Annotated in this window: 20 protein-coding genes; 10 read left to right on the top strand and 10 right to left on the bottom strand. The window is 70.9% G+C overall.

Translation table 11 applies throughout. The features are described 5' to 3' along the window. Positions 1–33: 33 nt before the first annotated feature. A complete protein-coding gene (locus LZ604_RS01980; RefSeq protein ID WP_234511833.1) occupies positions 34–1395 on the bottom strand; it encodes a peptidoglycan recognition protein family protein in 1362 nt (453 codons plus the stop codon). A 121-nt stretch (positions 1396–1516) separates the two neighbouring features. Between LZ604_RS01980 and LZ604_RS01975 the strand changes: the two genes are divergently transcribed. The 4 genes from LZ604_RS01975 (at position 1517) to LZ604_RS01960 (ending at position 7618) form a co-directional block, all read left to right on the top strand. Next, positions 1517–2284 carry a TIGR03089 family protein gene (locus tag LZ604_RS01975; protein ID WP_234511831.1) on the top strand — a complete coding sequence of 256 codons (768 nt, stop codon included), beginning with the start codon at positions 1517–1519 and terminating at the stop codon, positions 2282–2284. Between the two features lie 247 nt (positions 2285–2531). Beyond that, entirely contained in the window at positions 2532–3749 is a 1218-nt protein-coding gene (locus LZ604_RS01970) for an LCP family protein (RefSeq protein WP_443732470.1), read from the top strand. A 240-nt stretch (positions 3750–3989) separates the two neighbouring features. Beyond that, positions 3990–5729 carry an LCP family protein gene (locus LZ604_RS01965; RefSeq protein WP_234511828.1) on the top strand — a complete coding sequence of 580 codons (1740 nt, stop codon included), beginning with the start codon at positions 3990–3992 and terminating at the stop codon, positions 5727–5729. 215 nt (positions 5730–5944) lie between these two features. After that, positions 5945–7618 (top strand): LCP family protein, encoded by a 1674-nt coding sequence (locus tag LZ604_RS01960; RefSeq protein WP_234511826.1) that lies wholly within the window; start codon positions 5945–5947, stop codon positions 7616–7618. Between the two features lie 61 nt (positions 7619–7679). Here LZ604_RS01960 and LZ604_RS01955 read toward each other — a convergent pair whose 3' ends face one another. Then, a complete protein-coding gene (locus LZ604_RS01955) occupies positions 7680–8708 on the bottom strand; it encodes a glycosyltransferase family 2 protein (protein WP_234511824.1) in 1029 nt (342 codons plus the stop codon). A gap of 94 nt (positions 8709–8802) precedes the next feature. Here LZ604_RS01955 and LZ604_RS01950 point away from each other — a divergent pair, with 94 nt between their 5' ends. Beyond that, positions 8803–10311: an LCP family protein gene (locus tag LZ604_RS01950; protein ID WP_234511822.1), complete on the top strand. Its 1509-nt coding sequence runs from the start codon at positions 8803–8805 to the stop codon at positions 10309–10311. 10 nt (positions 10312–10321) lie between these two features. Here the strand turns inward: LZ604_RS01950 and LZ604_RS01945 are convergent, their stop codons facing one another. After that, positions 10322–10894 (bottom strand): acyl-CoA thioesterase, encoded by a 573-nt coding sequence (locus LZ604_RS01945; RefSeq protein WP_234511820.1) that lies wholly within the window; start codon positions 10892–10894, stop codon positions 10322–10324. Between the two features lie 120 nt (positions 10895–11014). On the opposite strand from LZ604_RS01945, the gene LZ604_RS01940 reads away from it, so the two are divergent. Continuing rightward, entirely contained in the window at positions 11015–12286 is a 1272-nt protein-coding gene (locus LZ604_RS01940) for an LCP family protein (RefSeq protein ID WP_234511818.1), read from the top strand. Positions 12287–12335: 49 nt separating this feature from the next. On the opposite strand, the gene LZ604_RS01935 is transcribed toward LZ604_RS01940, so the two are convergent. Next, positions 12336–12719: a VOC family protein gene (locus tag LZ604_RS01935; RefSeq protein ID WP_234511921.1), complete on the bottom strand. Its 384-nt coding sequence runs from the start codon at positions 12717–12719 to the stop codon at positions 12336–12338. Between the two features lie 61 nt (positions 12720–12780). Further along, entirely contained in the window at positions 12781–13140 is a 360-nt protein-coding gene (locus tag LZ604_RS01930) for a VOC family protein (protein WP_234511816.1), read from the bottom strand. A 168-nt stretch (positions 13141–13308) separates the two neighbouring features. Here LZ604_RS01930 and LZ604_RS01925 point away from each other — a divergent pair, with 168 nt between their 5' ends. Further along, the gene (locus LZ604_RS01925) at positions 13309–13809 is read left to right on the top strand and encodes a CGNR zinc finger domain-containing protein (RefSeq protein WP_234511814.1); all 501 of its coding nucleotides are present in this window, start codon (positions 13309–13311) and stop codon (positions 13807–13809) included. Between the two features lie 128 nt (positions 13810–13937). Here LZ604_RS01925 and LZ604_RS01920 read toward each other — a convergent pair whose 3' ends face one another. Further along, complete coding sequence (locus LZ604_RS01920) at positions 13938–15281, bottom strand: UDP-glucose dehydrogenase family protein (RefSeq protein ID WP_234511811.1); 1344 nt, start codon at positions 15279–15281, stop codon at positions 13938–13940. Between the two features lie 174 nt (positions 15282–15455). On the opposite strand from LZ604_RS01920, the gene LZ604_RS01915 reads away from it, so the two are divergent. Together LZ604_RS01915 and LZ604_RS01910 are read left to right on the top strand one after the other, a co-directional pair. After that, the gene (locus LZ604_RS01915; protein ID WP_234511808.1) at positions 15456–16613 is read left to right on the top strand and encodes an acyl-CoA dehydrogenase; all 1158 of its coding nucleotides are present in this window, start codon (positions 15456–15458) and stop codon (positions 16611–16613) included. Between the two features lie 97 nt (positions 16614–16710). After that, positions 16711–17229, top strand: a complete 519-nt coding sequence (locus LZ604_RS01910) for a CbrC family protein (RefSeq protein ID WP_234511806.1) — start codon at positions 16711–16713, stop codon at positions 17227–17229. Between the two features lie 40 nt (positions 17230–17269). Here the strand turns inward: LZ604_RS01910 and LZ604_RS01905 are convergent, their stop codons facing one another. The 3 genes from LZ604_RS01905 to LZ604_RS01895 are packed head-to-tail and all read right to left on the bottom strand — an operon-like array spanning position 17270 to position 20120. Further along, positions 17270–18448, bottom strand: coding sequence for a dipeptidase (locus tag LZ604_RS01905; RefSeq protein ID WP_234511803.1), 1179 nt, complete (start codon positions 18446–18448; stop codon positions 17270–17272). 5 nt (positions 18449–18453) lie between these two features. Next, entirely contained in the window at positions 18454–18984 is a 531-nt protein-coding gene (gene purE, locus LZ604_RS01900; RefSeq protein ID WP_234511801.1) for a 5-(carboxyamino)imidazole ribonucleotide mutase, read from the bottom strand. After that, positions 18981–20120, bottom strand: a complete 1140-nt coding sequence (locus tag LZ604_RS01895; RefSeq protein ID WP_234511799.1) for a 5-(carboxyamino)imidazole ribonucleotide synthase — start codon at positions 20118–20120, stop codon at positions 18981–18983. Before LZ604_RS01895 ends, purE begins: the two co-directional genes overlap by 4 nt. A gap of 204 nt (positions 20121–20324) precedes the next feature. Here LZ604_RS01895 and LZ604_RS01890 point away from each other — a divergent pair, with 204 nt between their 5' ends. Then, positions 20325–20867, top strand: a complete 543-nt coding sequence (locus LZ604_RS01890) for a GtrA family protein (protein WP_234511797.1) — start codon at positions 20325–20327, stop codon at positions 20865–20867. 69 nt (positions 20868–20936) lie between these two features. On the opposite strand, the gene LZ604_RS01885 is transcribed toward LZ604_RS01890, so the two are convergent. Beyond that, the gene (locus LZ604_RS01885) at positions 20937–22214 is read right to left on the bottom strand and encodes a sensor histidine kinase (RefSeq protein WP_234511795.1); all 1278 of its coding nucleotides are present in this window, start codon (positions 22212–22214) and stop codon (positions 20937–20939) included. Positions 22215–22231 lie beyond the last annotated feature (17 nt).

The raw sequence follows: 22231 nt of genomic DNA, 5'->3' as shown, positions 1-22231 counted from the left end.
TGAGGAGCGTGAGAGGCACCTTCGAGTCCCCCGTCAGCGACCCTGGTAGCGGGCCGCCACGGAGCGGACCAGGCCGAGTTCGCCGTAGAGCAGCCTTCCTGGGCACTCCGTGGCGTATCCGTCCCGATGGCCGGAGATCACGTTCAGTCGTACGTTCTCGCCCTTTGGGTAGAGATTGCCACCCCCGGACACCAGATATGTCTTGGCTCGCGGATCCCTGCCGAAGAGGCCGAGTTTCCACGCGGTGAGCTGGGCGAGCCCGTCCGCCGCCGCGGCCGACGGGGCCGTGCCGTCATAGGAGCCGATGACGGCGATCCCCGTGGTGTCGCTGTTGAATCCCAGAGTGTGGGCGCCCATGACGGGCTTCTCCACGCCCCCAGCACGGCCTTCGTAGATGGTTCCGCACTTGTCGACGAGGAAGTTGTAGCCGATGTCGCGCCAGCCGCTGCTCACCACGTGGTAGCGGTAGATACTGCGGATGACGGAAGGGGCCTGCGAGCAGCCGTAGTTGTTGCCCGTGGCCGTGTGGTGCACGAAGGCCGCCTTCACGGTGTCCGTGTAGAGGAAGCCTCCCTCGCGCAGGCTCTCGTCGGCGCCCCAGCCGCTGCGCGAGACGATGCGCGGACGCGGGGCGACGTACGGCTGTCGAGGGAGCCCCGCCGACATGGCGATCTTGCCCGCTTTACCCCCTTTCGCCTCCGTCATCGCCGTCGGCCTCTTCGAAGTCCCCGGAATTCCGAGGGCGTTGAGGGGGGCGAGACCGCCGTCGACGACGGACGTGATCACTTCCGCGTCCGGTCCGTCCGATCCGCCGGTGGGGGGCGAGGACGGCGGGGGGATGGCGTCCCGCGGCTCCTTGCCCGGGTCGACCAGTTCGACACGGAGGCCCTCGGGGAGCCTCGGGGCACGGGTCGTGCCCGAGCCGGGCTCGTCCGCACGCACCCACACCTGCACGCCGTCCGAGTCACCCACCCACAACGGCGCGGTCGATCCGCGCATCCGGTTCGAGCGGCCCTCCGCGGTGTCCGGGTCGGGGCCGTGGTCCTGGTTGTGCACCTCCAGCTCCTGCCAGCCGGACCACCGGCCCGTGCCGTTGGCCCGGGTGCGGACGAGGACACGGCCGTGGAGCTCGACGGCCGGGTCGTCCCACACGACACCGACCAGGGAGAAGGAATGTACGGTCCGCGGGGCGAGGCCCCGCTCGGCTGCGGCCCCCGGGGCGCGCGAGCCGGCGAGGGGCACGAGGGGAAGCGACTGGGTGCTGCCGGGGACGGCCGCCCCGGCGATCGGCCCGGCCGCCGCCGAGGCCGGGGGCGCGAGGGACAGGGTCAGTACGGCACAGAGAACACCGGTCGAGGAAGCAAGGAATCCACGCATGCCCCAGATCTTGGACATAGTCAGACATATATGTCCATCAACGAACTGACGGGTCGTCGGATGACTCGGCCGAACCGGTGGCCCGTCAGATACCCGCCGCCCCCCCGTCAGGCCACCGTCCCCGCGTACGCTTGCGCCCGTGAAAGCCACCGACCGCACCCCTGCCGACCTGCTGCGTTCCGCGCTCGCCGCGGATCCCTCGCGCCCCCTGGTGACCTTCTACGACGACGCCACGGGGGAACGCGTCGAACTCTCCGTGACCACCTTCGCCAATTGGGTGGCCAAAACCGCCAACCTCCTCCAAGGAGACCTCGCCGCCGAACCCGGCGACCGGGTCGCGCTGCTGCTGCCCGCTCACTGGCAGACGGCGGTGTGGCTGCTCGCCTGCGCGTCCGTGGGCGTCGTCGCGGACCTCGGCGGCGACGCGGCGGCCGCCGATCTCGTCGTCAGCGGGCCCGACACGCTGGACGCGGCGCGCGCCTGCTCCGGGGAGCGCGTCGCCCTCGCGCTGCGCCCCCTCGGCGGCCGCTTTCCGCAGCCCCCGGACGGTTTCCTCGACTACGCGGCCGAGGTGCCGGGCCAGGGCGACCGCTTCCAGCCGTACGCGCCCGTCGATCCCCAGGCACCGGCGCTGATCGTCGCCGGGGCGGAGTACACGGGCACGGAGGTCGTGGAGCGGGCCCGTGCCGACGCGCCCGCCCTCGGCCTGACCGGGCCCGGCACACGCCTGCTGTCCGGACTGCCGTACGACACCTGGGAGGGTCTGAGCGCCGGGCTGTACGCGCCCCTGGCCACCGGGGGCTCGGTGGTGCTCTGCCGGCACCTGGACCGGCTCGGCGAGGAGGCGCTCGCCCAGCGGATCGAGAGCGAGCGCGTCTCGGCCACCGCCACCGCCCCAGGCCGCTGAGCTGCGGGCGCGCCCCGGCGGGGGCGCGTCCGGCACGCCCGGGCCCGTCCCGCACGCCCGGGCCCGTCCGGCACCCCCCGTTGCGGCCGCCGCGCCGACGCGGGCGCTGGGTGCGCCGCTCCGCAGGGCGCGCCCCCGCCGGGCGTGTCCCCCGTTCGGCCCAGCATCAGCCGCCTCCCGGCCCCGCCCCGGGCCATGGTCGTAAGAGCACGACACGCTCGTACGCCGCAAGGGGGTGCACCCCGCAGTGACCATCCACGGCACCCCGTGGCGGCCACCGCGCCGACGCCGGCGCTGGGTGCGCCGCTCCGCGCTCGGCCTCGCCGTGCTCGTGCTCGGGACCAGCGGGCTCGGGTGGGCCGCATACGAGAAGCTGAGCTCGAACATCACGGCGGACAACGACGCCGCGGCCGAGCTCGCCCGGTACGCCAAGGAGCGGCCCACCCCGCTCGTGCGCGGCGCGCAGAACATCCTGATCATCGGGTCCGACCGGCGGTCGGGCGACGGCAACGGCCAGTACGGGCGCGACCTGGGCAGCGAGCGGTCCGACACCGCGATCCTGCTGCACCTGGCGGCGAACGGGCGCACCGCCACCGCCGTGTCCCTGCCCCGGGACCTCATGGTGGACGTGCCGAGCTGCCGGCGGCCGGACGGCAGCCGTGCCGATCCGGTGTTCACGATGTTCAACCACGCCTTCGCGACGGGCGGTTCCGCCTGCACGGTGCGCACCGTCGAGAAGCTGACGAACATCCGGATCGACCACTACATGGTCGTCGACTTCAACGGCTTCAAGAAGATGGTCGACGCCCTCCACGGCGTCGCGGTCTGCCTGAAGAAGCCGATCGACGACAAGGACGCCAGGCTGAAGCTGCCCGCGGGCAGGGTGACGCTCAACGGCGAGCAGGCGCTCGGCTATGTGCGCGCCCGCAAGAGCCTCGGCGACGGCAGCGACACCGAGCGGATGGAACGCCAGCAGCTCTTCCTCGGCGCGCTGGTCAGCAAGGTGCGCAGCAATGACGTGCTGCTGAATCCGGTGAAGCTGTATCCCGTGCTGGACGCGGCCACCTCGGCCCTGACCACGGACCCGGCCCTGGCGAACCTGCGCGGGCTCTACCGACTCGTGAGGAGCCTGGGGAACCTCGCCACCGAACACGTGCAGTTTCTGACCGTTCCACGCACCCCGTACCCGGGTGACGCCAATCGCGATCAACTCGTGGAGCCCGGGGCGAGGAATCTCTTCGCGCGGCTGCGCGCGGACCAGCCCGTCGAGGTCACGAAGGAAGTTCCGGCCGATTCGCCCGCAAAAACGAGCACCAAGCCGGGCTCTTTCGGTGACTACGAGCAGTCGCACGGCAACGGAATGTCCCCTGGAAAGCCGCACGTTGCTCCCGAAGTGCCACACCGGAGCCCCGAACCCCCGCCCACTTTCCGCGGGAACACCGCCGCGCAGGACGCGTGCGGGTAAAGTGCGCCCCAAGGCGGGGAACGCGTGAGCTAAGAACTCTCTGGGAATTAGGACGGATTGCCCAGTTGTAGGGGAGTGGAATTTGTCACCGCCGTCGCTGAACGCTGAACTGGGCGGATAGTGTGAGCGATCCGGTGCCAAGCCCATGTGGTCCGTCCTGGGGTCGCGCACTGACTGAAGAGACCCGAGCGCCTCGAGGGGGAAGGCGCCGCGTGGCCCCGACGGAGGATTCGGACAACCGTGGACGCGCAAGGCCGTGGGCGGGCGGACAACATCGACCCCGCAGACCAGTGGGTGCTCAACCCGAACACCGGCGAATACGAACTGCGACTGCCCTCTTCCGCTCCGCAGTCGTCCGTGCCGAGACCCCGCCGAGGCGCTCCGGCGTCGGGTGCGTCAGGGGGCGCCCGCACGGCACCCGGATCCCGGGGGCCGCTTCCGGGCACAGCGCCGCCGGACAGCATCCCGGGACCGCGCCGGCGCCGGGGCGCACCCGAGGAACCGCTGCCCGGGCGCCGCCGCGGGCGTACCAAGCCCAGGAAGGGCAAGGCGAAGAAGGTCCTGCTGTGGACCGGCGGCGGCATGGCCTTCGTGCTGGTCGCGGTCTCCGCGGCGGGCTACCTCTACATCAAGCACCTCAACGACAACATCACGTCCGTGTCGGACGACGGCGCGAGCACCGGTGGCTTCCAGAAGGACAAGGCGATCAACATCCTGCTGATCGGCACCGACAAGCGCACCGGCAAGGGCAACACGGGATACGGCGACGCCGGCAGCGTCGGGCACGCCGACACCAACATCCTTCTGCACGTGTCCAAGGACCGCTCGAACGCGACCGCCCTGAGCATCCCCCGCGACCTGATCGTCGACGTCCCGGACTGCCCGACGAAGCAGCCCGACGGCACCACCAAGGTCATCCCCGGCACGAAGGGCGCCCGCTTCAACACGAGCCTCGGCCAGGACGACCGCACACCGAGCTGCACCATGCGCACGGTCACCGAGCTGACCGGTATCACCCCGGACGACTTCATGGTCGCCGACTTCAACGCGGTCAAGACGCTGACGTCGGCGGTCGACGGGGTAGACGTCTGCCTGGGCAAGGACATCAACGACCCGGACTCGCACCTCAAGCTGTCGAAGGGCACGCACAAGATCGAGGGCGAGCAGGCGCTGGCCTTCGTGCGCACCCGGCACTCCGTGGGCTTCGGCGGCGACCTGAGCCGGATCCAGTTGCAGCAGCAGTTCCTCAGCGCGCTGATGCGCAAGCTGAAGTCGAACTCCACGCTCACCGATCCGACGAAGATGCTGGACGTGGCGGAGGCGGCCACCAAGGCGCTGACCGTCGACTCGAAGATCGACAGCATCGGCAAGCTGAAGGACCTCGGTCTGGAGCTGGGCAAGCTCAACCCCAAGAACATGACGTTCACGACGGTGCCGGTCCTCGACAATCCCGCGGACGGGGCGGTCAAGAAGACGGTCATCCTCAATCCCGACAAAGCACCCGGGGTCTTCGCGGCGATAAGGGCGGACGTCTCCTTCACCGCGGTCAAGAAGAAGCAGAAGGCCGCCGTGGACGCCCGGCTCAAGGGCCCCCGCTCGGCCGCCGCCGACGTCCGCGTCGACATCTACAACGGCGGTGCCCCGGGCGGCAGCGCGCAGGAAACCCTCAACTGGCTGCAGAACACCAAGGGCGTGACCAAGTCCAGCCAACTCGGCAACGCGGGTGTCAGTCTCGCCAAAACCACCCTCGAGTACGCCCCCGACCAGGCCGATCAGGCACGCGAGCTGGCGAACCTGATGGGGCTGCCCGCCTCGGCGCTGAAGCCGGGCAAGAGCGAGAAGAACGCCCAGGGACTGCCCGCGATCGTGCTGACCCTCGGCAAGGACTTCAAGGGTGCCGGAGTGCCGCTGACGGCTCCGACCAAGCCGCCGGCCGTCGACAGCAAGTCCACGGCGGATCAGGTTCAGTGCGCCCAGTGACCTGAGCGGCCCGTCACGCGTCTTACACGGCGCAAGACCTGCCCGGCGGCGATACATCCCGTCGGGCGGGCCAAGCGTCCTACTGGACGCGGGAGACATCGGCGGGGCGCGACAGGCGCCGCGCCCACGACGAAGGTCCCGGAGAGGCGCGACGAGGCGGCTCCCGGACCGCGGGACGGACCCGTTCGCCGGGCGCAGGGTGGGGAGGCACGAACTTGGTGCAGAGCAGTGTGCGGGGAAAGGGGGCGCGACCAGGTGTCCGGCACGCCGGTGAACTGGGCTGGGACGAGAGCCCGTACGACGAGAACGGCGACGGCGTCCGGGACGGCGAGGACGGTCCGCCCACCGAAGCCCGCGGCCAGGGCCCGGGCGGCGGCGGAGGCGGACGCGACGGAGCCGACGGAGGGCACCCGCGCCGCAGACGCCGTGCCCTGCGCTGGTCGGCCACGGTCCTGGCGGTCGTCATACTCGGCACCGCCGGGGCGGGATACCTCTACTACCAGCACCTGAACGACAACCTCAAGAAGGACGACCTCAACATCGGCGACGCCAAGGACCGGGCGGCCGCGTCGACGCCGAACGCGGCGGGCCAGACCCCGCTGAACATCCTTCTCCTCGGCTCCGACGCCCGTGACTCCAAGGAGAACCAGCAGCTCGGCGGCGCCAGGGACACCTTCGGGACGCCGCCGCGCGCGGACGTCCAGATCCTGCTGCACGTCTCCGCCGACCGCACCAACATGTCGGTGGTCAGCATGCCGCGCGACACCCTGCTGGACATACCCAAGTGCACCGACTCCCAGGGGCACGTCTACCAGGCGTCGACGCAGGCGATGACGAACGACTCACTGGGCCGCGGCGGCCCCGGCTGCACGGTCGCCACCTGGGAGAAGCTCACCGACATCCATATCGACCACTTCATCATGGTCGACTTCGCGGGCGTGGTCTCGATGGCCGACGCGATCGGCGGCGTCCCGGTCTGCGTCGACAAGAACATCTACTCGCACACCGCCTCCGGCCACGGCTCGGGCCTGAAGCTGAAGGCGGGCACCACCTACGTCAAGGGCACACAGGCCCTCCAGTGGCTGCGGACCCGGTACGGGTTCGAGGACGGCAGCGACATCGCCCGCACCAAGGCCCAGCACCAGTACATGAGCGCGATGGTGCGCGAGCTGCGCGCCAACGCCACGCTGAGCAACCCGGGCAAACTGCGCGGGCTCGCCGAGACGGCCACCCGGGCGCTCACCGTCGACAAGGGCCTCGGCACGGTCGCGAAGCTCTACGACCTGAGCACCGAGCTGAAGAAGGTGCCCACCGACCGCATCACGATGACGACGATGCCGTACGTCTACGCCGGCGAGCGCGTGGTGCCCAAACCGGGGGACGCGGACCAGCTGTTCCGGCTGGTGCGCGAGGACATCCCGCTGGACGGCAAGGGCACGAAGAAGAAGGCCACGACCGCGGCGGCTGCGGCCCCGACGGACAGCGACGACAAGATCGCGGTGCAGGTGCAGAACGGCACGCGCACCTCCGAGCTGGCCCCGGTCGGCGGACGGGCGAGCTCGGTGGCCCAACTGCTCGCAGGCAAGGGCTTCGCCGAGGCCCGGGCGGACGGCTCGACGGTGCTCTCCGAGGACAAGACGGTGATCCGCTACCCGAGCGCGGATCTGAAGGGCGACGCCGAGCGGGTCGCCAAGGTCCTGGGCATCCCGGCGAGTTCGGTGGTCAAGTCCACGGACGTCTCCGGAGTCACCCTGGTCGTGGGCGCCGACTGGCGGTCGGACACCACGTACAAGGCGCCGAAGGCGGACAACAAGACCCCGGAGTCGGCGAACATCCTCAACGGGGCGACCAAGCAGTGCATGAAGGTGGACCCCAGCTACACCTGGTGACCGCAGCGCGTCGGGTCCCCCTCCGTCGCGGAGAGGGACCCGAGCGGAATGCCGAGCGCGCTCAGCGGGCGGCGAGGACCGCCGGCCGCCGTGACGCGATCACCTTCTCCGCCAGCGACTTGGGGCTCGTCAGAAAGCCCCAGCCCCAGGACATGTGCATGGTCGCGAGGGCCACCGGAATCCGCAGCCGCGCCTTCAGCGGCAGGCCCTTGCCCGCGGGGACGGAGCCCAGGGCGATGGCCGCGAGATAGCCGCCGGGAATCACGAAGCCCCACGGGGTCAGCGCGGCGCCCACCACGACGCCGGCCGCTATCGCGCAGACCGCGACCGGCGGGGCGAGGTAGCGCAGGTTGATGGAGCCCTCGTGGTAGCGGGCGACGACATGCCGCCAGCGCCCGTAGTCCTTGTACTGCTTGGCCAGCGCCCGGACACTCGGCCGCGGCCGGTAGGACACCTTCAGCTCCGGCGAGAACCAGATGAGCCCGCCCGCCTCGCGGATGCGGAAGTTCAGTTCCCAGTCCTGGGCGCGGATGAACTCCTCGTTGTAGCCGCCCTGCTGTTCCAGCGCCTCGCGCCGGAAGACGCCGAGATAGACCGTCTCCGCCGGACCGGCCTGGCCACCGGTGTGGAAGGCGGCGTTGCCGACCCCTATCTTCGAGGTCATGGCCGCGGCGACGGCGTGCTCCCAGTCGTTCTCGCCCTCGGCGTGCATGATGCCGCCGACGTTCTGCGCGCCGGTCTCCTCCAGCAGGCGGACGGCGGTGGCGATGTAGTTCGGCGAGAGCATGCCGTGGCCGTCCACACGCACCACGACCGGATGGCGGGAGGCCTTGATCGCGGCGTTGAGCGCGGCCGGCGTCCGGCCGGACGGATTCGGGACCGTGTGCACGCGCGGGTCCTCCCGGACCAGCTCGGCCGCGATCACGTCCGTGCGGTCCGTCGAGGGACCGAGGGCGATCACGACCTCCATCTCGCCGGCGTACTCCTGGGCGAGGATCGCTTGAACGGCTCCGCGCAGATGCCGCTCCTCGTTGAGCACGGGCATGATCACGGAAACGGCGGGGAGCCGCACGTCGGGGTTGGCGTTCATAGGAGCCTCACGTTACCGCGAACGGGGGACACCGGTGCGCGCCGCCCGGGCGCCGCCCGGAGCCCCGGATCGTGTCGGCCTACGGTGCGCAGGGATGCCCCATCCAGCTCCGCCGGAGGTCTCCCCCGTGCCCACGCCGACCCGCTCGCCCGCGCGCCCTCAGCCGGCCCGCCGCTCCCCCGCCCGGCGGCCGCCGGCGGGGCGGAGGAAGTCCGGCTGGACCGCGCGGGTGGTCACCACGCTCTCCGTGGTGCTGCTCGCCTCGGCGGGCATCGGGCACACGGTGATCACCAGCCTCGACGAGGGCATCGGCCGGGTCGACCCCTTCGGGGACATGAAGGACCGGCCCGCGGCGGGGCACGGCATGAACGTCCTGCTGGTGGGCACCGACGGCCGCGACAGGATCACGAAGAAGGAGCGGCGGAGGTTCCGTCTCGGCGGTGCGCCCTGCCACTGCACCGACACGATCATGATCGTGCATCTCTCGGCGGACCGGCAGCGGGCGACCGTGGTCAGCCTGCCGCGCGACTCCTACGCGCAGGTGCCGACGCACACCGGACGCACGGCCGGGCCCCGGCACGACACCCACCCGATCCGGCTGAACGCGGCGTACGCGGAGGGTGGCCCCAACCTGACCGTGCGCACGATCGAGAAGATGACCCGTCTGAAGGTCGACCACTATCTGGAGATCGACTTCATCGGCTTCATGAAGACCGTGGACCTGCTCGGCGGCGTCCGGGTGTGCACGGCACAGCCGCTGAAGGACCGCTACACCGGGCTGAACCTGTCCCCCGGCACCCACCTGCTCGGCGGGGGCCAGGCACTGCAGTACGTGCGCTCCCGGCACGTCGACGGAGCCTCCGACCTGGGCCGGATGCAGCGGCAGCACAAATTCCTGGCGGCGCTGATCGACCGGGCGACCTCCTCCGGCGTCCTGCTGAACCCGCTGAAGCTGCGGCAGGTGACCCGGGCCGCGCTCGGCTCGGTGCGGGCGGACCCGGGTTTCGGCACGGAGCAGTTGCTCGACCTGGGCCGGGCGATGCGGAACTTCTCACCGCGCTCGTCGGAGTTCACGACCGTGCCGATCGGGGACATGACCTACGAGGTCAAGGGCCTCGGCTCGACGGTGAAGTGGGACGACGCGAAGGCGCGGGCGCTGTTCGCGTCCCTGCGCGAGGACAAGCCGCTCGCCCCGCCCCGGCCGAAGCACAAGGCCCCGGCCACCGTCCCGGTCGATGTGGACCCCGGGCAGATCCGCGTGCAGGTGGAGAACGGGACGGGCACGAAGGGACTCGGCAGGCGAGTGGACGACGGGCTGGCGGCCACCGGGTTCCGCACCACCCGGCAGCCGGTGGACGCGGCGGACCGGGTGGCGCGGCGCACGGTCGTCGTCTACGACCCGCGCTGGGACCGCTCGGCGAAGGCCCTCGCTGCGGCCCTGCCGGGCAGTGAGCTGCGTGCCACACCGGGGCATGGGCCGACGCTGAAGGTGATCGCGGGGACGGACTTCAAGGAGGTACAGCGGGTGGGGACGGCACCACCGCCGGCTACGCCGGGGCCGCAGCCCTCGGTGGTGACCGGGGACGAGGTGGTGTGCCCCTGACGCCGGGCGCTCAGTCCTCGTAGCCCTGCGCCGCCCTCTTCTCCCGCAGTTCCCTGATCGCGCGGCGGCGGGCGAGGCGGTGGGTGCGGCGGATCTGGGCCTCCTGGTAGCGGCGCCGGTCCCGGTCCGTCTCCGGGACGACCGGCGGCACCGGCCGCGGCTTGCCGTCGGCGTCGACCGCGGCGAAGACCAGGTAAGCGGAGCCGACCTGGCTGGGCGGTGTGGACTCGTTCCAGCGTTCGGCCAGCACCCGCACTCCCACCTCCATCGAGGTGCGGCCGGTCCAGTTCACCTGGGCCTTCACATGGACCAGGTCACCGACCCTGACCGGCTCGAGGAACACCATCTCGTCCATCGACGCGGTGACGGCCGGGCCGCCGGAGTGCCGGCCGGCCACGGCGCCCGCCGCGTCGTCGACGAGTTTCATGATCACACCGCCGTGCACCGTGCCCAGCAGGTTGGTGTCGTTGTGGGTCATGATGTGGCTGAGGGTGGTGCGGGACGCGCAGGTGGGCTTCCCGGGTATGTCACCCGCGGTTTCGCCCGGAATTTCTGATTCCGGAGCGGGGGCCTGGTCTGTCATGCCGCCCACCTTATGCCGGGGCGACGCGGAGGAGACTTTGTGTCGGGTTCGCAACAGCCCTGACCCCGTTCTTCGTCACCCCTTGTATCGGCCATACCGGGACCGGGCACACTGGGGCGCATGAACGAGTGGCCCGAGGGACGGTACGAGGACAGCCGCGGCAACCGCTACGGACGCGGCAGCACCAGCGCACAGCCCGAGGGCGCGCGCGTGATGCGTCAGGTCCGGCGCGAGCCGGGCGGGGTGGGCGGCCCCCAGGCCGCGCCGCCGTACGGAGGCGTGCCGCAGCAGCCGACGTACGACCAGGGATACGGCGGCTACGACAGCGGCTACAACACCGGCCAGGTCTACGGCGGGCAGGGCGGCCACCCGCAGGGTCCGGGCGGCGCCGGCCCGGGCGGTGTACGCCCGGCGCCCAACTGGGGCCGCCGGATCAAGTGGACCGCGATCACCCTGATCACCGTGCTGGCGGTGACGACCGTGGCCACGTACTTCTGGGCCGACTCCAAGCTCCACCGGGACGTCGACCTCTCCAAGGTCATCGACCGGCCCGCCGAGGGCCAGGGGACGAACTACCTGATCGTCGGCTCCGACAGCCGCGCGGGCATGTCGGCCGAGGACAAGAAGAAGCTGCACACCGGATCCGCCGAGGGCAAGCGGACGGACTCGATGATGATCCTGCACGTCGGCGACAACGGCGACACCCTGATATCGCTGCCCCGTGACTCGGACGTCGAGATACCGACGTACCAGGGCTCCACGTCCGGCAAGGTCTACCAGGGCAAGGGACGCCATGTGAAGCTGAACGCGGCCTACGCGGAGGACGGCCCCGAGCTGCTGGTCCGCACCATCGAGTACAACACCGGCCTGCACATCGACCACTACGTCGAGATCGGCTTCTCCGGCTTCGCGAACATCGTGGACGCGGTCGGCGGTGTGGAGCTCACCATCGACAAGGGCTTCAAGGACAAGTACTCCGGCGCCGACTTCAAGGCGGGCCCGCAGACGCTGAACGGCGAGCAGGCCCTCGCCTTCGTCCGCACCCGGCACGCCTTCGCCGCCAGCGACCTCCAGCGCACGAAGAACCAGCAGAAGTTCCTCTCCGCGCTGGCCCACCAGGTCGCCACCCCGTCCACGGTCCTCAACCCCTTCAAGCTCTACCCGACGATGGGTGCGGGCCTGGACTCCCTGATCGTCGACAAGGACATGAGCCTGTGGGACCTGGGGTCCATGTTCTGGGCGATGAAGGGCGTCAGCGGCGGCGACGGCACGTCGATGAACATGCCGGTCTCCGGCTCCACGGGCGGCAATCTGCTGTGGGACAAGGCCAAGGTCAAGACGCTGGTCAACGAGCTGAAGAACGACCAGAAGGTGACGGTCACGGGCAACTGAGCCGTCCGCCGAGGGGCCCCGCCGAGCGGATCGGCGGGGCCCCTCGCGTTCACACGGCCGCCGTGCGCTCGACCCGGCACAGGCAGAACGGGTGCCCCGCCGGATCCGCGTACACCCGGAAGTCCCGCTTGCCGTTCAGATCGTTCACATCCAGCGGCCGGGCGCCGAGGGCGAGCACCTTCTCCTCGGCGGCCTCGATCGCCTCCACGGTGTCGCCCACGTCCAGGTCCAGGTGCAACTGCTGGGAGTCGGCGTCGTCCCGGGGCCACTCGGGCGGCTTGTGCCCGGGCGCGCGCTGGAAGGCGAGCTTGTGACTGCCGGGCACATGCAGATCGACCCAGTCGCCTTCCCCCTCCACCGTGCCGCCCAGCACCTGCGCGTAGAACTCGGCGAGCGCGCGGGGATCCGGGCAGTCCAGGACTACGGACCGCATACGGGCGACGGGCTGTGCCACGGGGTGCCTCCTCGACGGGCTTGACGGGCCGGCGCCCGGGTCAGCAGGCGCAGAGGCAGAACGGGTGCCCAGCAGGGTCCGCGTAAACACGGAAGGTGCGTGTGCGGTCCTCCGCGTCCAGCGGCCGGGCGCCCAGCGCGAGCACGCCCCGCTCCGCGGAGTCCAGGTCGTCGACCACGAGGTCCAGGTGGAACTGCTGGGAGTCGTCGGGGGACGGCCACTTCGGCGGTACGTGCCCGGGCGCGGCCTGGAATGCCAGCGACCGGCCACCGGGCAGCTTCAGATCCACCCAGTCGCCGTCGCCCTCCACCGTGCCGCCGAGCACCTCGGCGTAGAAACCGGCGAGGACGCGCGGGTCGGGGCAGTCCAGGACGACGACGTCCAGCTTGGCGAGCGCCATGACTTCCTCCTCGAAGTCCGAGTTCTCTTGAGTTACCAGTAAAGCCGTTCAACCGGTAACCGTTACCCCATGCTTGCCCACTGGAGGTAACGTCGCAAGGGAAATACGGAAAGGTAGCGTCGCGGGCATGAGGTCACGCAGGACGCAGAGGTCACAGAGGTCCCGGAGATGACGGACAGAGCCCCCGCGCCCGGCGCGCTCGCCCTGGTGGAGGCCCTGGTCAACACCGTGGACCTGGAGTCCGGCGAGGACCGCCTGGACACACCCGAGGGCCGCGCCGAGTTCGGCGTCACGGAAGCGGATCTGGCGGACATGCGGGAGCTGCGGGAGTCGCTGCGCGCGGTCTGCCTGGCCCACGCCGGCCACCCCCCGCACCGCGAGGTGACCCCCCTGGGCGCGCTGCTTGCGCGGGCTCCCCTGCTGGTGGCCGTCGACGAGCGGGACGGCTCGGCGTCCCTCGCCCCGGCCGACGGGGGCGCCCTGCTCTCCCGGGTGGCGGCGGCCGTCGCCGAGGCGCTCACGGCCGGTACCTGGCTGCGCCTCAAGGCGTGCGAACTGCCCGACTGCCACTGGGCGTACTACGACCGCAGCCCGGCCGGAAAGGGCCGCTGGTGCTCGATGTCGGTGTGCGGGGCGCGCGCGAAAATGCGGCGATACCGGGCGAAGTAGGCGTGCGACTCACAGGGTTGCGCCCGAGCCGCTCGTGCGCCGGGGCGGTGGGGCAGAATGCAAACAGGACGCCGGTCCGGCCGACTGAGCCTCGGCCGGACCGGCGTCACCCTGCTTCCGTCTGCTTTCTACGCCGTCGGGCGGCCCATCGCGCGGTAGGTCCACCCCGCCCGGCGCCACAGCTCGGGGTCGAGTGCGTTGCGGCCGTCGAGGAGCACCCGGGAGCTCGCCTCCGCGCCGAGCTCGGCCGGGTCCAGCTCGCGGAACTCGCGCCACTCCGTCAGGTGCAGCACGACATCGGCGCCCCGGACCGCCTCCAGCGCGGAGCCGGCGTACCCCAGGGTCGGGAAGAGCCGGCGGGCGTTCTCCATGCCCTTGGGGTCGTAGACCGTGACCTGGCCGCCCTGGAGGTGGATCTGCCCGGCGACGTTCAGCGCCGGCGAGTCGCGCACGTCGTCGGAGTCCGGCTTGAAGGTGGCGCCGAGCACCGCGACCCGCTTGCCGAGGAACGAGCCGCCGCCGAGCGCCTCGCGCGCCATCTCGACCATCTGGCCGCGGCGGCGCATGTTGATGGAGTCGATCTCGCGCAGGAAGGTCAGCGCCTGGTCGGCGCCCAGCTCGCCCGCGCGCGCCATGAACGCCCGGATGTCCTTGGGCAGACAGCCGCCGCCGAAGCCGATCCCGGCCCGCAGGAACTTCTTGCCGATCCGGTCGTCGTGTCCGATGGCCTCCGCCAGCTTGGCCACATCGCCGCCCGCGGCCTCGCAGACCTCCGCCATCGCGTTGATGAAGGAGATCTTGGTGGCGAGGAAGGAGTTCGCGGAGGTCTTCACCAGCTCGGCGGTGGGGAAGTCGGTGACCACGAAGGGCGAGCCCTCGGTGATGGGCGTCGCGTACACCTCGCGCAGCAGCTTCTCGGCACGCTCGCTGCGCACGCCGACCACGATCCGGTCGGGGTGCAGCGTGTCCTGGACGGCGAAGCCCTCCCGCAGGAACTCCGGGTTCCAGGCCAGCTCGGCGTCCTCGCCGGCGGGCGCGTGTGCGGCGAGGTAGGCGGCCAGGCGGTCCGCGGATCCCACCGGCACGGTCGACTTGCCGACGACCAGGGCCGGGGCCCTCAGATGCGGCGCGAGAGAGGCGATCGCGGCATCGACGTACGACATGTCGCAGGCGTACTCGCCGTGCTTCTGCGGGGTGTTCACACAGACGAAGTGGATGTCGCCGAACTCGGCCAGCTCGGCCCAGTCCAGGGTGAAGCGCAGCCGGCCGCTGGATCCCTCGATACCCGCCACATGCTTGCGCAGCAGCTCCTCGAGTCCCGGCTCGTACATGGGGACCTCGCCCCGCTGGAGCATCTCGATCTTCTCGGGGACGACATCGAGACCCAGTACCTCGAACCCGAGCTCGGCCATGGCCGCGGCGTGCGTGGCGCCGAGATAGCCGGTGCCGATCACGGTGATCTTGAGGCTCATGGGTGCTCCAGGAAATGCGGCGGTGAATCGGTGCCCGAGCATAGCGGGGCCCTTCGGCGGGCAGGTTTCCCGCTGTCGCCAAGCTCACGTATCACTCGGGTGGGCGTACCCCTAAAATTTGGGTTACTTAACGGTAATTAGCGTCAGCACAGCGTCTTTGGAGCGTGAGACACCTTGGCCGGATCGGCTGACTTCGACCTGTACCGCCCGTCCGAGGAGCACGACATGCTCCGCGACGCCATCCGCTCGCTGGCCGAGGCGAAGATCTCGCCGTACGCCGCCGCGGTGGACGAGGAGGCCCGCTTCCCGCAGGAGGCGCTGGAGGCCCTCGTCGCCAACGATCTGCACGCGGTCCACGTGCCCGAGGAGTTCGGCGGTGCGGGCGCGGACGCGCTCGCCACGGTCATCGTGATCGAGGAGGTGGCCCGCGTGTGCGTGTCCTCCTCCCTGATTCCGGCCGTGAACAAGCTCGGCTCCCTTCCTGTGATCCTCTCGGGCTCCGAGGAGCTGAAGAAGAAGTACCTGGGGCCGCTGGCCGCGGGTGACGGGATGTTCTCGTACTGCCTGTCCGAGCCGGAGGCGGGCTCCGACGCGGCCGGCATGAAGACGCGGGCCGTGCGCGACGGCGACCACTGGGTGCTCAACGGCGTGAAGCGCTGGATCACCAACGCGGGTGTCTCCGAGTACTACACGGTCATGGCGGTGACCGATCCCGACAAGCGCTCCAAGGGGATTTCCGCCTTCGTCGTCGAGAAGTCGGACGAGGGCGTCTCCTTCGGCGCGCCGGAGAAGAAGCTCGGCATCAAGGGCTCCCCCACCCGTGAGGTCTACTTCGACAACGTCCGCATTCCGGCCGACCGCATGATCGGCGAGGAGGGCACCGGCTTCGCCACGGCGATGCGCACCCTGGACCACACCCGCATCACCATCGCCGCCCAGGCCCTCGGTGTCGCCCAGGGCGCCTTCGACTACGCCAAGGGCTATGTCAAGGAGCGCAAGCAGTTCGGCAAGCCGATCGCCGACTTCCAGGGCATCCAGTTCATGCTCGCCGACATGGCGATGAAGATCGAAGCGGCCCGCCAGCTCACCTACGCGGCCGCCGCCAAGTCCGAGCGCGGCGACAGCGACCTCACCTTCCAGGGGGCCGCCGCCAAGTGCTTCGCCTCGGACGTGGCGATGGAGGTCACCACGGACGCCGTCCAGCTGCTCGGCGGGTACGGCTACACCCGTGACTACCCGGTCGAGCGCATGATGCGCGACGCCAAGATCACCCAGATCTACGAGGGCACGAACCAGGTCCAGCGCATCGTCATGGCGCGCAACCTGCCGTAGTGCGCCACCCGTTGCACGCGGTCTGTCGCGGCAACGCGCGGTGGTTTCCGGGGCACCCTGCGGGGTGCCCCTTTCCTTCGTACGGCAGGGTGGGGACATGAGCGATCCGGCGACGACGGCGGAGCTGCCGTCCTTTCCGTACCATCCGGACCCCCTGGCCACCGGCTCGGTGGTCGCGGCGGACACGGAGTGCCTGTGCTGCGGGCTGCGGCGGGGATACGTGTACGTGGGACCCGTGTACGCGGTGGCGGACGTCCGCGCCGAGCTGTGCCCGTGGTGCATCGCGGACGGCAGCGCGGCGGAGCGCTTCGGGGCGCAGTTCACCGAGGTGACGGGCGAGGCCCCGAAGTCGGTGGTGCGTACCGTCGAACGGTGCACGCCGGGCTTCTCCGGCTGGCAGCAGGAGCGCTGGCTGACGCACTGCGGGGACGCGGCGGAGTATCTGGGGCGCGCGGGCGCCAAGGAGCTGGCGGACCATCCGGAGGCCGCGCAGAGCCTTCGGGAGACCCTGGGCGAGACGTTCTTCGCGTCCCTGGACGCCGACGGCCAGCCCACCGCGTATCTGTTCCGCTGCCGCAGCTGCGCGCAGCATGTGGCGTACGCGGATTTCACCTGACGGACGGCGAGGGGCGCCGCAGCGGGCGGCGCCCCTCGAGTCAGCCGTCCAGCTGCTCCAGCGTCGCGTTCGACGGGCCCCTTTGCCCCTGGAGGTCGCGGGCCACGTCCTCGGCCGCGCCCAGCACCCGCACGGCGTTCTGCCAGGTCAGCTTGGCCAGGTCGGAGGCCGACCAGCCTCGGTCCAGCAGCTCCGCTATCAGGTTGGGGTACCCGGAGACGTCGTCGAGACCGTCCGGTGTGAACGCGGTGCCGTCGTAGTCGCCGCCGATGCCGAGGTGGTCGATGCCCGCCGCCTCGCGCATGTGGTCCAGATGGTCGGCGACCGTCGCTACCGTGGCGACCGGGCGGGGGTTGCGCTCCTCGAAGGCGCGGTGCACCTTCATGGCCTCGGCGGTGGTGTCGAGGTGGTGGAAGCCGTGCGCGCGCATGTTGTCGTCCGCCGCGGCCGTCCAGTCGACGGCCGCCTGGAGGACGAACTTCGGGACGAACGTCACCATCGCCACGCCGCCGTTCGCGGGGAGGCGTTCGAGGACGTCGTCGGGGATGTTGCGCGGGTGGTCGCACACCGCGCGGGCGGAGGAGTGGGAGAAGATCACCGGGGCGTCGGTGGTGTCCAGCGCGTCCCGCATGGTCGTGGCGGCGACATGCGAGAGGTCGACGAGCATGCCGAGGCGGTTCATCTCCCGGACGACCTCGCGGCCGAAGGCCGACAGGCCGCCGACGCCCGGCTCGTCCGTCGCCGAGTCCGCCCATGCCACGTTGTCGTTGTGGGTGAGCGTCATATAGCGCACGCCCAGCCGGTACAGACCGCGCAGGGTGCCGAGGGAGTTCGCGATGGAGTGGCCGCCCTCCGCGCCCATCAGGGAGGCGATCCGGCCCTCCGCGCGCGCCGCCTCCATGTCGGCGGCGGTCAGCGCCTGGCGCAGGTCCGCCGGGTGACGGGCGAGCAACTGACGGACGCAGTCGATCTGCTCCAGGGTCGCGGGCACCGGGTCGGGCAGGTCGGCGCGGACGTACACCGACCAGTACTGCGCACCGACGCCGCCCTCGCGCAGCCGCGGGATGTCGGTGTGCAGATGGGCGTTCTGGTGCGTGGCGATGTCACGGGCGTCGAGGTCGTAGCGGACCTGCTGGCGCAGGGCCCAGGGCAGGTCGTTGTGACCGTCGACGACCGGGAACGCGCGCAGGAGCTCCCGGGCTGCCTCCACCGAGCTCATCGCGGTCACTTCCCCGAGCCGAAGCCGAAGCCGCCGGCCGCGCCGTCGACCTTGGCGCGCAGCCGCTTGCCCTTCTCGGTGGCCTGGTCGTTGAGGTCGTGCTGGAAGTCGCGCATCCTGCCGAGGAGTTCCTCGTCGTGGGCGGCGAGGATACGGGCCGCGAGCAGGCCGGCGTTGCGGGCGCCGCCCACCGAGACCGTGGCCACCGGCACACCGGCGGGCATCTGCACGATCGACAGCAGCGAGTCCATGCCGTCGAGGTACTTCAGCGGGACGGGGACGCCGATGACGGGGAGCGGGGTGACGGAGGCGAGCATGCCGGGCAGATGGGCGGCGCCGCCGGCCCCCGCGATGATCACCTTCAGACCGCGGTCCGCGGCGTGCTCGCCGTAGCTGATCATCTCGCGCGGCATGCGGTGCGCGGAGACGACGTCGACCTCGTACCTGATCTCGAACTCGTCGAGGGCCTTGGCGGCGGCCTCCATGACGGGCCAGTCCGAGTCCGACCCCATGACAATGCCTACGACCGGGCTCATTCCGTGATCGTCCCTCTCAGGTAGCCGGCAGCGTGACGGGCGCGCTCCAGCACGTCGTCGAGGTCGTCGCCGTAGGTGTTGACGTGACCGACCTTACGGCCGGGCTTCACGTCCTTGCCGTACATGTGGATCTTCAGCTGGGGGTCGCGGGCCATGCAGTGCAGATACGCGGGGTACATGTCGGGGAAGTCGCCGCCCAGGACGTTCACCATGACGGTCCACCTGGCACGCGGGCGGGGGTCGCCGAGCGGAAGGTCGAGGACGGCCCGGACGTGGTTGGCGAACTGCGAGGTGATCGCGCCGTCCTGGCTCCAGTGGCCCGAGTTGTGCGGGCGCATCGCCAGCTCGTTGACGAGGACACGGCCGTCGCGGGTCTGGAACAGCTCGACGGCGAGATGGCCCACGACACCGAGCTCCTTGGCGATCGTCAGGGCCAGCTCCTCGGCCCTGAGCGCCAGTTCCGCGTCGAGGTCGGGGGCGGGGGCGATCACGGTGTCGCAGACGCCGTCGACCTGCCGCGACTCGACGACGGGGTAGGCCACGGCCTGACCGTGCGGCGAGCGTACGACGTTGGCGGCCAGCTCCCGGACGAAGTCGACCTTCTCCTCGGCGAGGACGGGCACACCGGCCCGGAACGGCTCGGCGGCCTCCTCGGCCGACCGTACGACCCACACGCCCTTGCCGTCGTAGCCGCCGCGGACGGTCTTGAGGACGACGGGGAAGCCCTCGCCCTCCGCGGCGAAGGCGGCCACGTCCGCCGGGTCGCTGACGATCCGGTGCCGTGGGCACGGCACCCCGATCGCGTCGAGCTTCGCGCGCATCACGCCCTTGTCCTGGGCGTGCACGAGCGCGTCCGGGCCGGGGCGCACGGGGATGCCGTCCGCCTCCAGGGCCCGCAGGTGCTCGGTGGGCACATGCTCGTGATCGAACGTGATCACGTCGCAGCCCCGCGCGAAGGCACGTAGCGTCTCCAGGTCGCGGTAGTCGCCGATGACCACGTCATGGACGACCTGCGCCGCGGAGTCCTGGGGGGTGTCACTGAGGAGCTTGAATCTGATGCCGAGCGGGATGCCTGCCTCGTGTGTCATACGAGCGAGCTGACCCCCGCCGACCATGCCGACTACCGGAAACGTCACGCCCCTAGGGTATCGGCCACGCCACGGCGGCCGGTTTCCGTCCCTCCCGCGGCATTCTTTCCGTCCTCATACAGTGGTCCCCGGGCGCCGCCCACGGCCGCTGGTTAGCATGGCGGGGTTGACGGAACCGCTCGGCGCGCCCTGCCGACCGGCGCCGCGTCCGACCGACCGATACGACCCGACCCGACGGGGGCTGGCGACACCATGGGCAGTGGTTCCACGGGCCTGCAGGACAAACCCCGGGGCGCGGTGCGCCGGCAGGTCGAGCAGCTGCTGCGCGAGATCGCCAAGTTCGGGGCGGTCGGCGGGGCGGGGCTGCTGATCAACCTCCTGGTGTTCAACCTCGTGCGCAACGTCACCGGCCTTCAGGTGGTCCGGGCGAGCGTCATCGCCACGATCGTCGCGATCGTCTTCAACTACATCGGGTTCCGCTACTTCACCTACCGGGACCGGGACAAGAGCGGCCGCACCCGCGAGCTGACGCTTTTCCTGCTGTTCAGCGCTGCGGGTCTGGTGATCGAGAACGGTGTGCTGTACGTGGCGACATACGGGTTCGGCTGGGACAGCCCGTTGCAGAGCAACATCTTCAAATTCCTCGGCATCGGCCTCGGCACGCTGTTCCGGTTCTGGTCGTACCGCTCGTGGGTCTTCCGCGCGATGCCGGCCGGGGAAGCCGTGGCGGGTGCGGAGTCGATACTCGAGCAGGCGGAACGGCGGCGCCACGACGGCCAGCGCGTCAACCGCTGAACCCGCGCCCGAGCGTCTCCGGGCGCCCGGTGCCTTCCGGCTCGCCTGACCCGGCTCACCTGACCCGGCTCACCTGACCGTGGGCTCCGGTTCGTCGCCCGGCGGGGGCACCTTCAGGGGGGTGCGCGACAGGAACAGACCGAACACGGGGGGCTTCGCCTGGAGCATCTCCAGGCGGCCGCCGTCGGCCTCCGCGAGGTCCCGGGCGACCGCGAGGCCGATGCCCGTGGAGTTGCGGCCGCTGATCGTGCGCTCGAAGATGCGGGAGCCCAGCTCCGGCGGCACACCGGGCCCCTCGTCGGTGACCTCCACCACCGCCTGGTTTCCGGTGACACGGGTGCGCAGCGCGACCGTGCCGCCGCCGTGCATGAGGGAGTTCTCGATCAGGGCGGCCAGCACCTGGGCCACCGCGCCCGGCGTGCCCACGGCCCGCAGGTGCCGTTTGCCCGAGCTGACGATCGCCCGTCCCACGCTGCGGTAGGCGGGGCGCCACTCTGCGAGCTGCTGCTGGATGACCTCGTCGAGGTCGAAGGAGACGGCGGAGCCGGTACGCGGGTCGCGGGCGTTGGTGAGCAGCCGTTCCACCACGTCCGTGAGCCGCTCCACCTGCGTCAGCGCGATGGTCGCCTCCTCCTTCACCGTGTCCGGGTCATCCGTGAGGGTGATCTCCTCCAGACGCATCGACAGTGCCGTCAGCGGCGTGCGCAGCTGGTGGGAGGCGTCGGCGGCGAGCCGCCGCTCGGCCGTCAGCATGCGCCCGATCCGCTCGGCGGAGGCGTCGAGGACATCGGCGACCCGGTCCAGCTCCGGGACGCCGTAGCGCTTGCGGCGTGGCCGCGGGTCGCCGGAGCCGAGACGCTCGGCGGTCTCCGCGAGGTCGGTGAGCGGGGAGGCGAGGCGGTTGGCCTGACGCACGGCGAGCAGGACCGCGGCGACGATCGCGAGCAGCGCGACCAGGGCGATGATCAGCAGCGTACGGCCGACTTCGCGGGTCACCGTGGAGCGGGGCTCCTCGACGCGTACGGTCTCGCCCTGCTCGCCCTTGGCCGTGGCGTGGATGACGTCGCCGACCGGCTTGGTGCCGACCTGGATGGGCACCTGGCCGGGGATGTCGATGAGCGCGTACCTGTCCCCGGTGACCTGGTCCTTGAAGATCCCGCGGTTGACCTTCTCGTCACCGAGGATCCGGCTGTCCACGATGCTCGCGAGCCGCAGCGCCTCCGAGTCGACGCGTTCCTGGGCGCTGTTGCTGATGGTCCGGGTCTCGACGATCACGAGGGAGACACCGAAGACGGCGATCACGACGAGGACGACCGCAAGGGTGGACTGGATGAGACGACGACGCACGAGGCCCTCCGGGCGGT

The organism is Streptomyces glomeratus, from assembly GCF_021462825.1.
Classification (GTDB): Bacteria; Actinomycetota; Actinomycetes; order Streptomycetales; family Streptomycetaceae; genus Streptomyces; species Streptomyces glomeratus.
The sequence above is the reverse complement of the archived record's forward strand: the minus strand, read 5'-3'. Positions and strand labels throughout refer to the sequence as shown.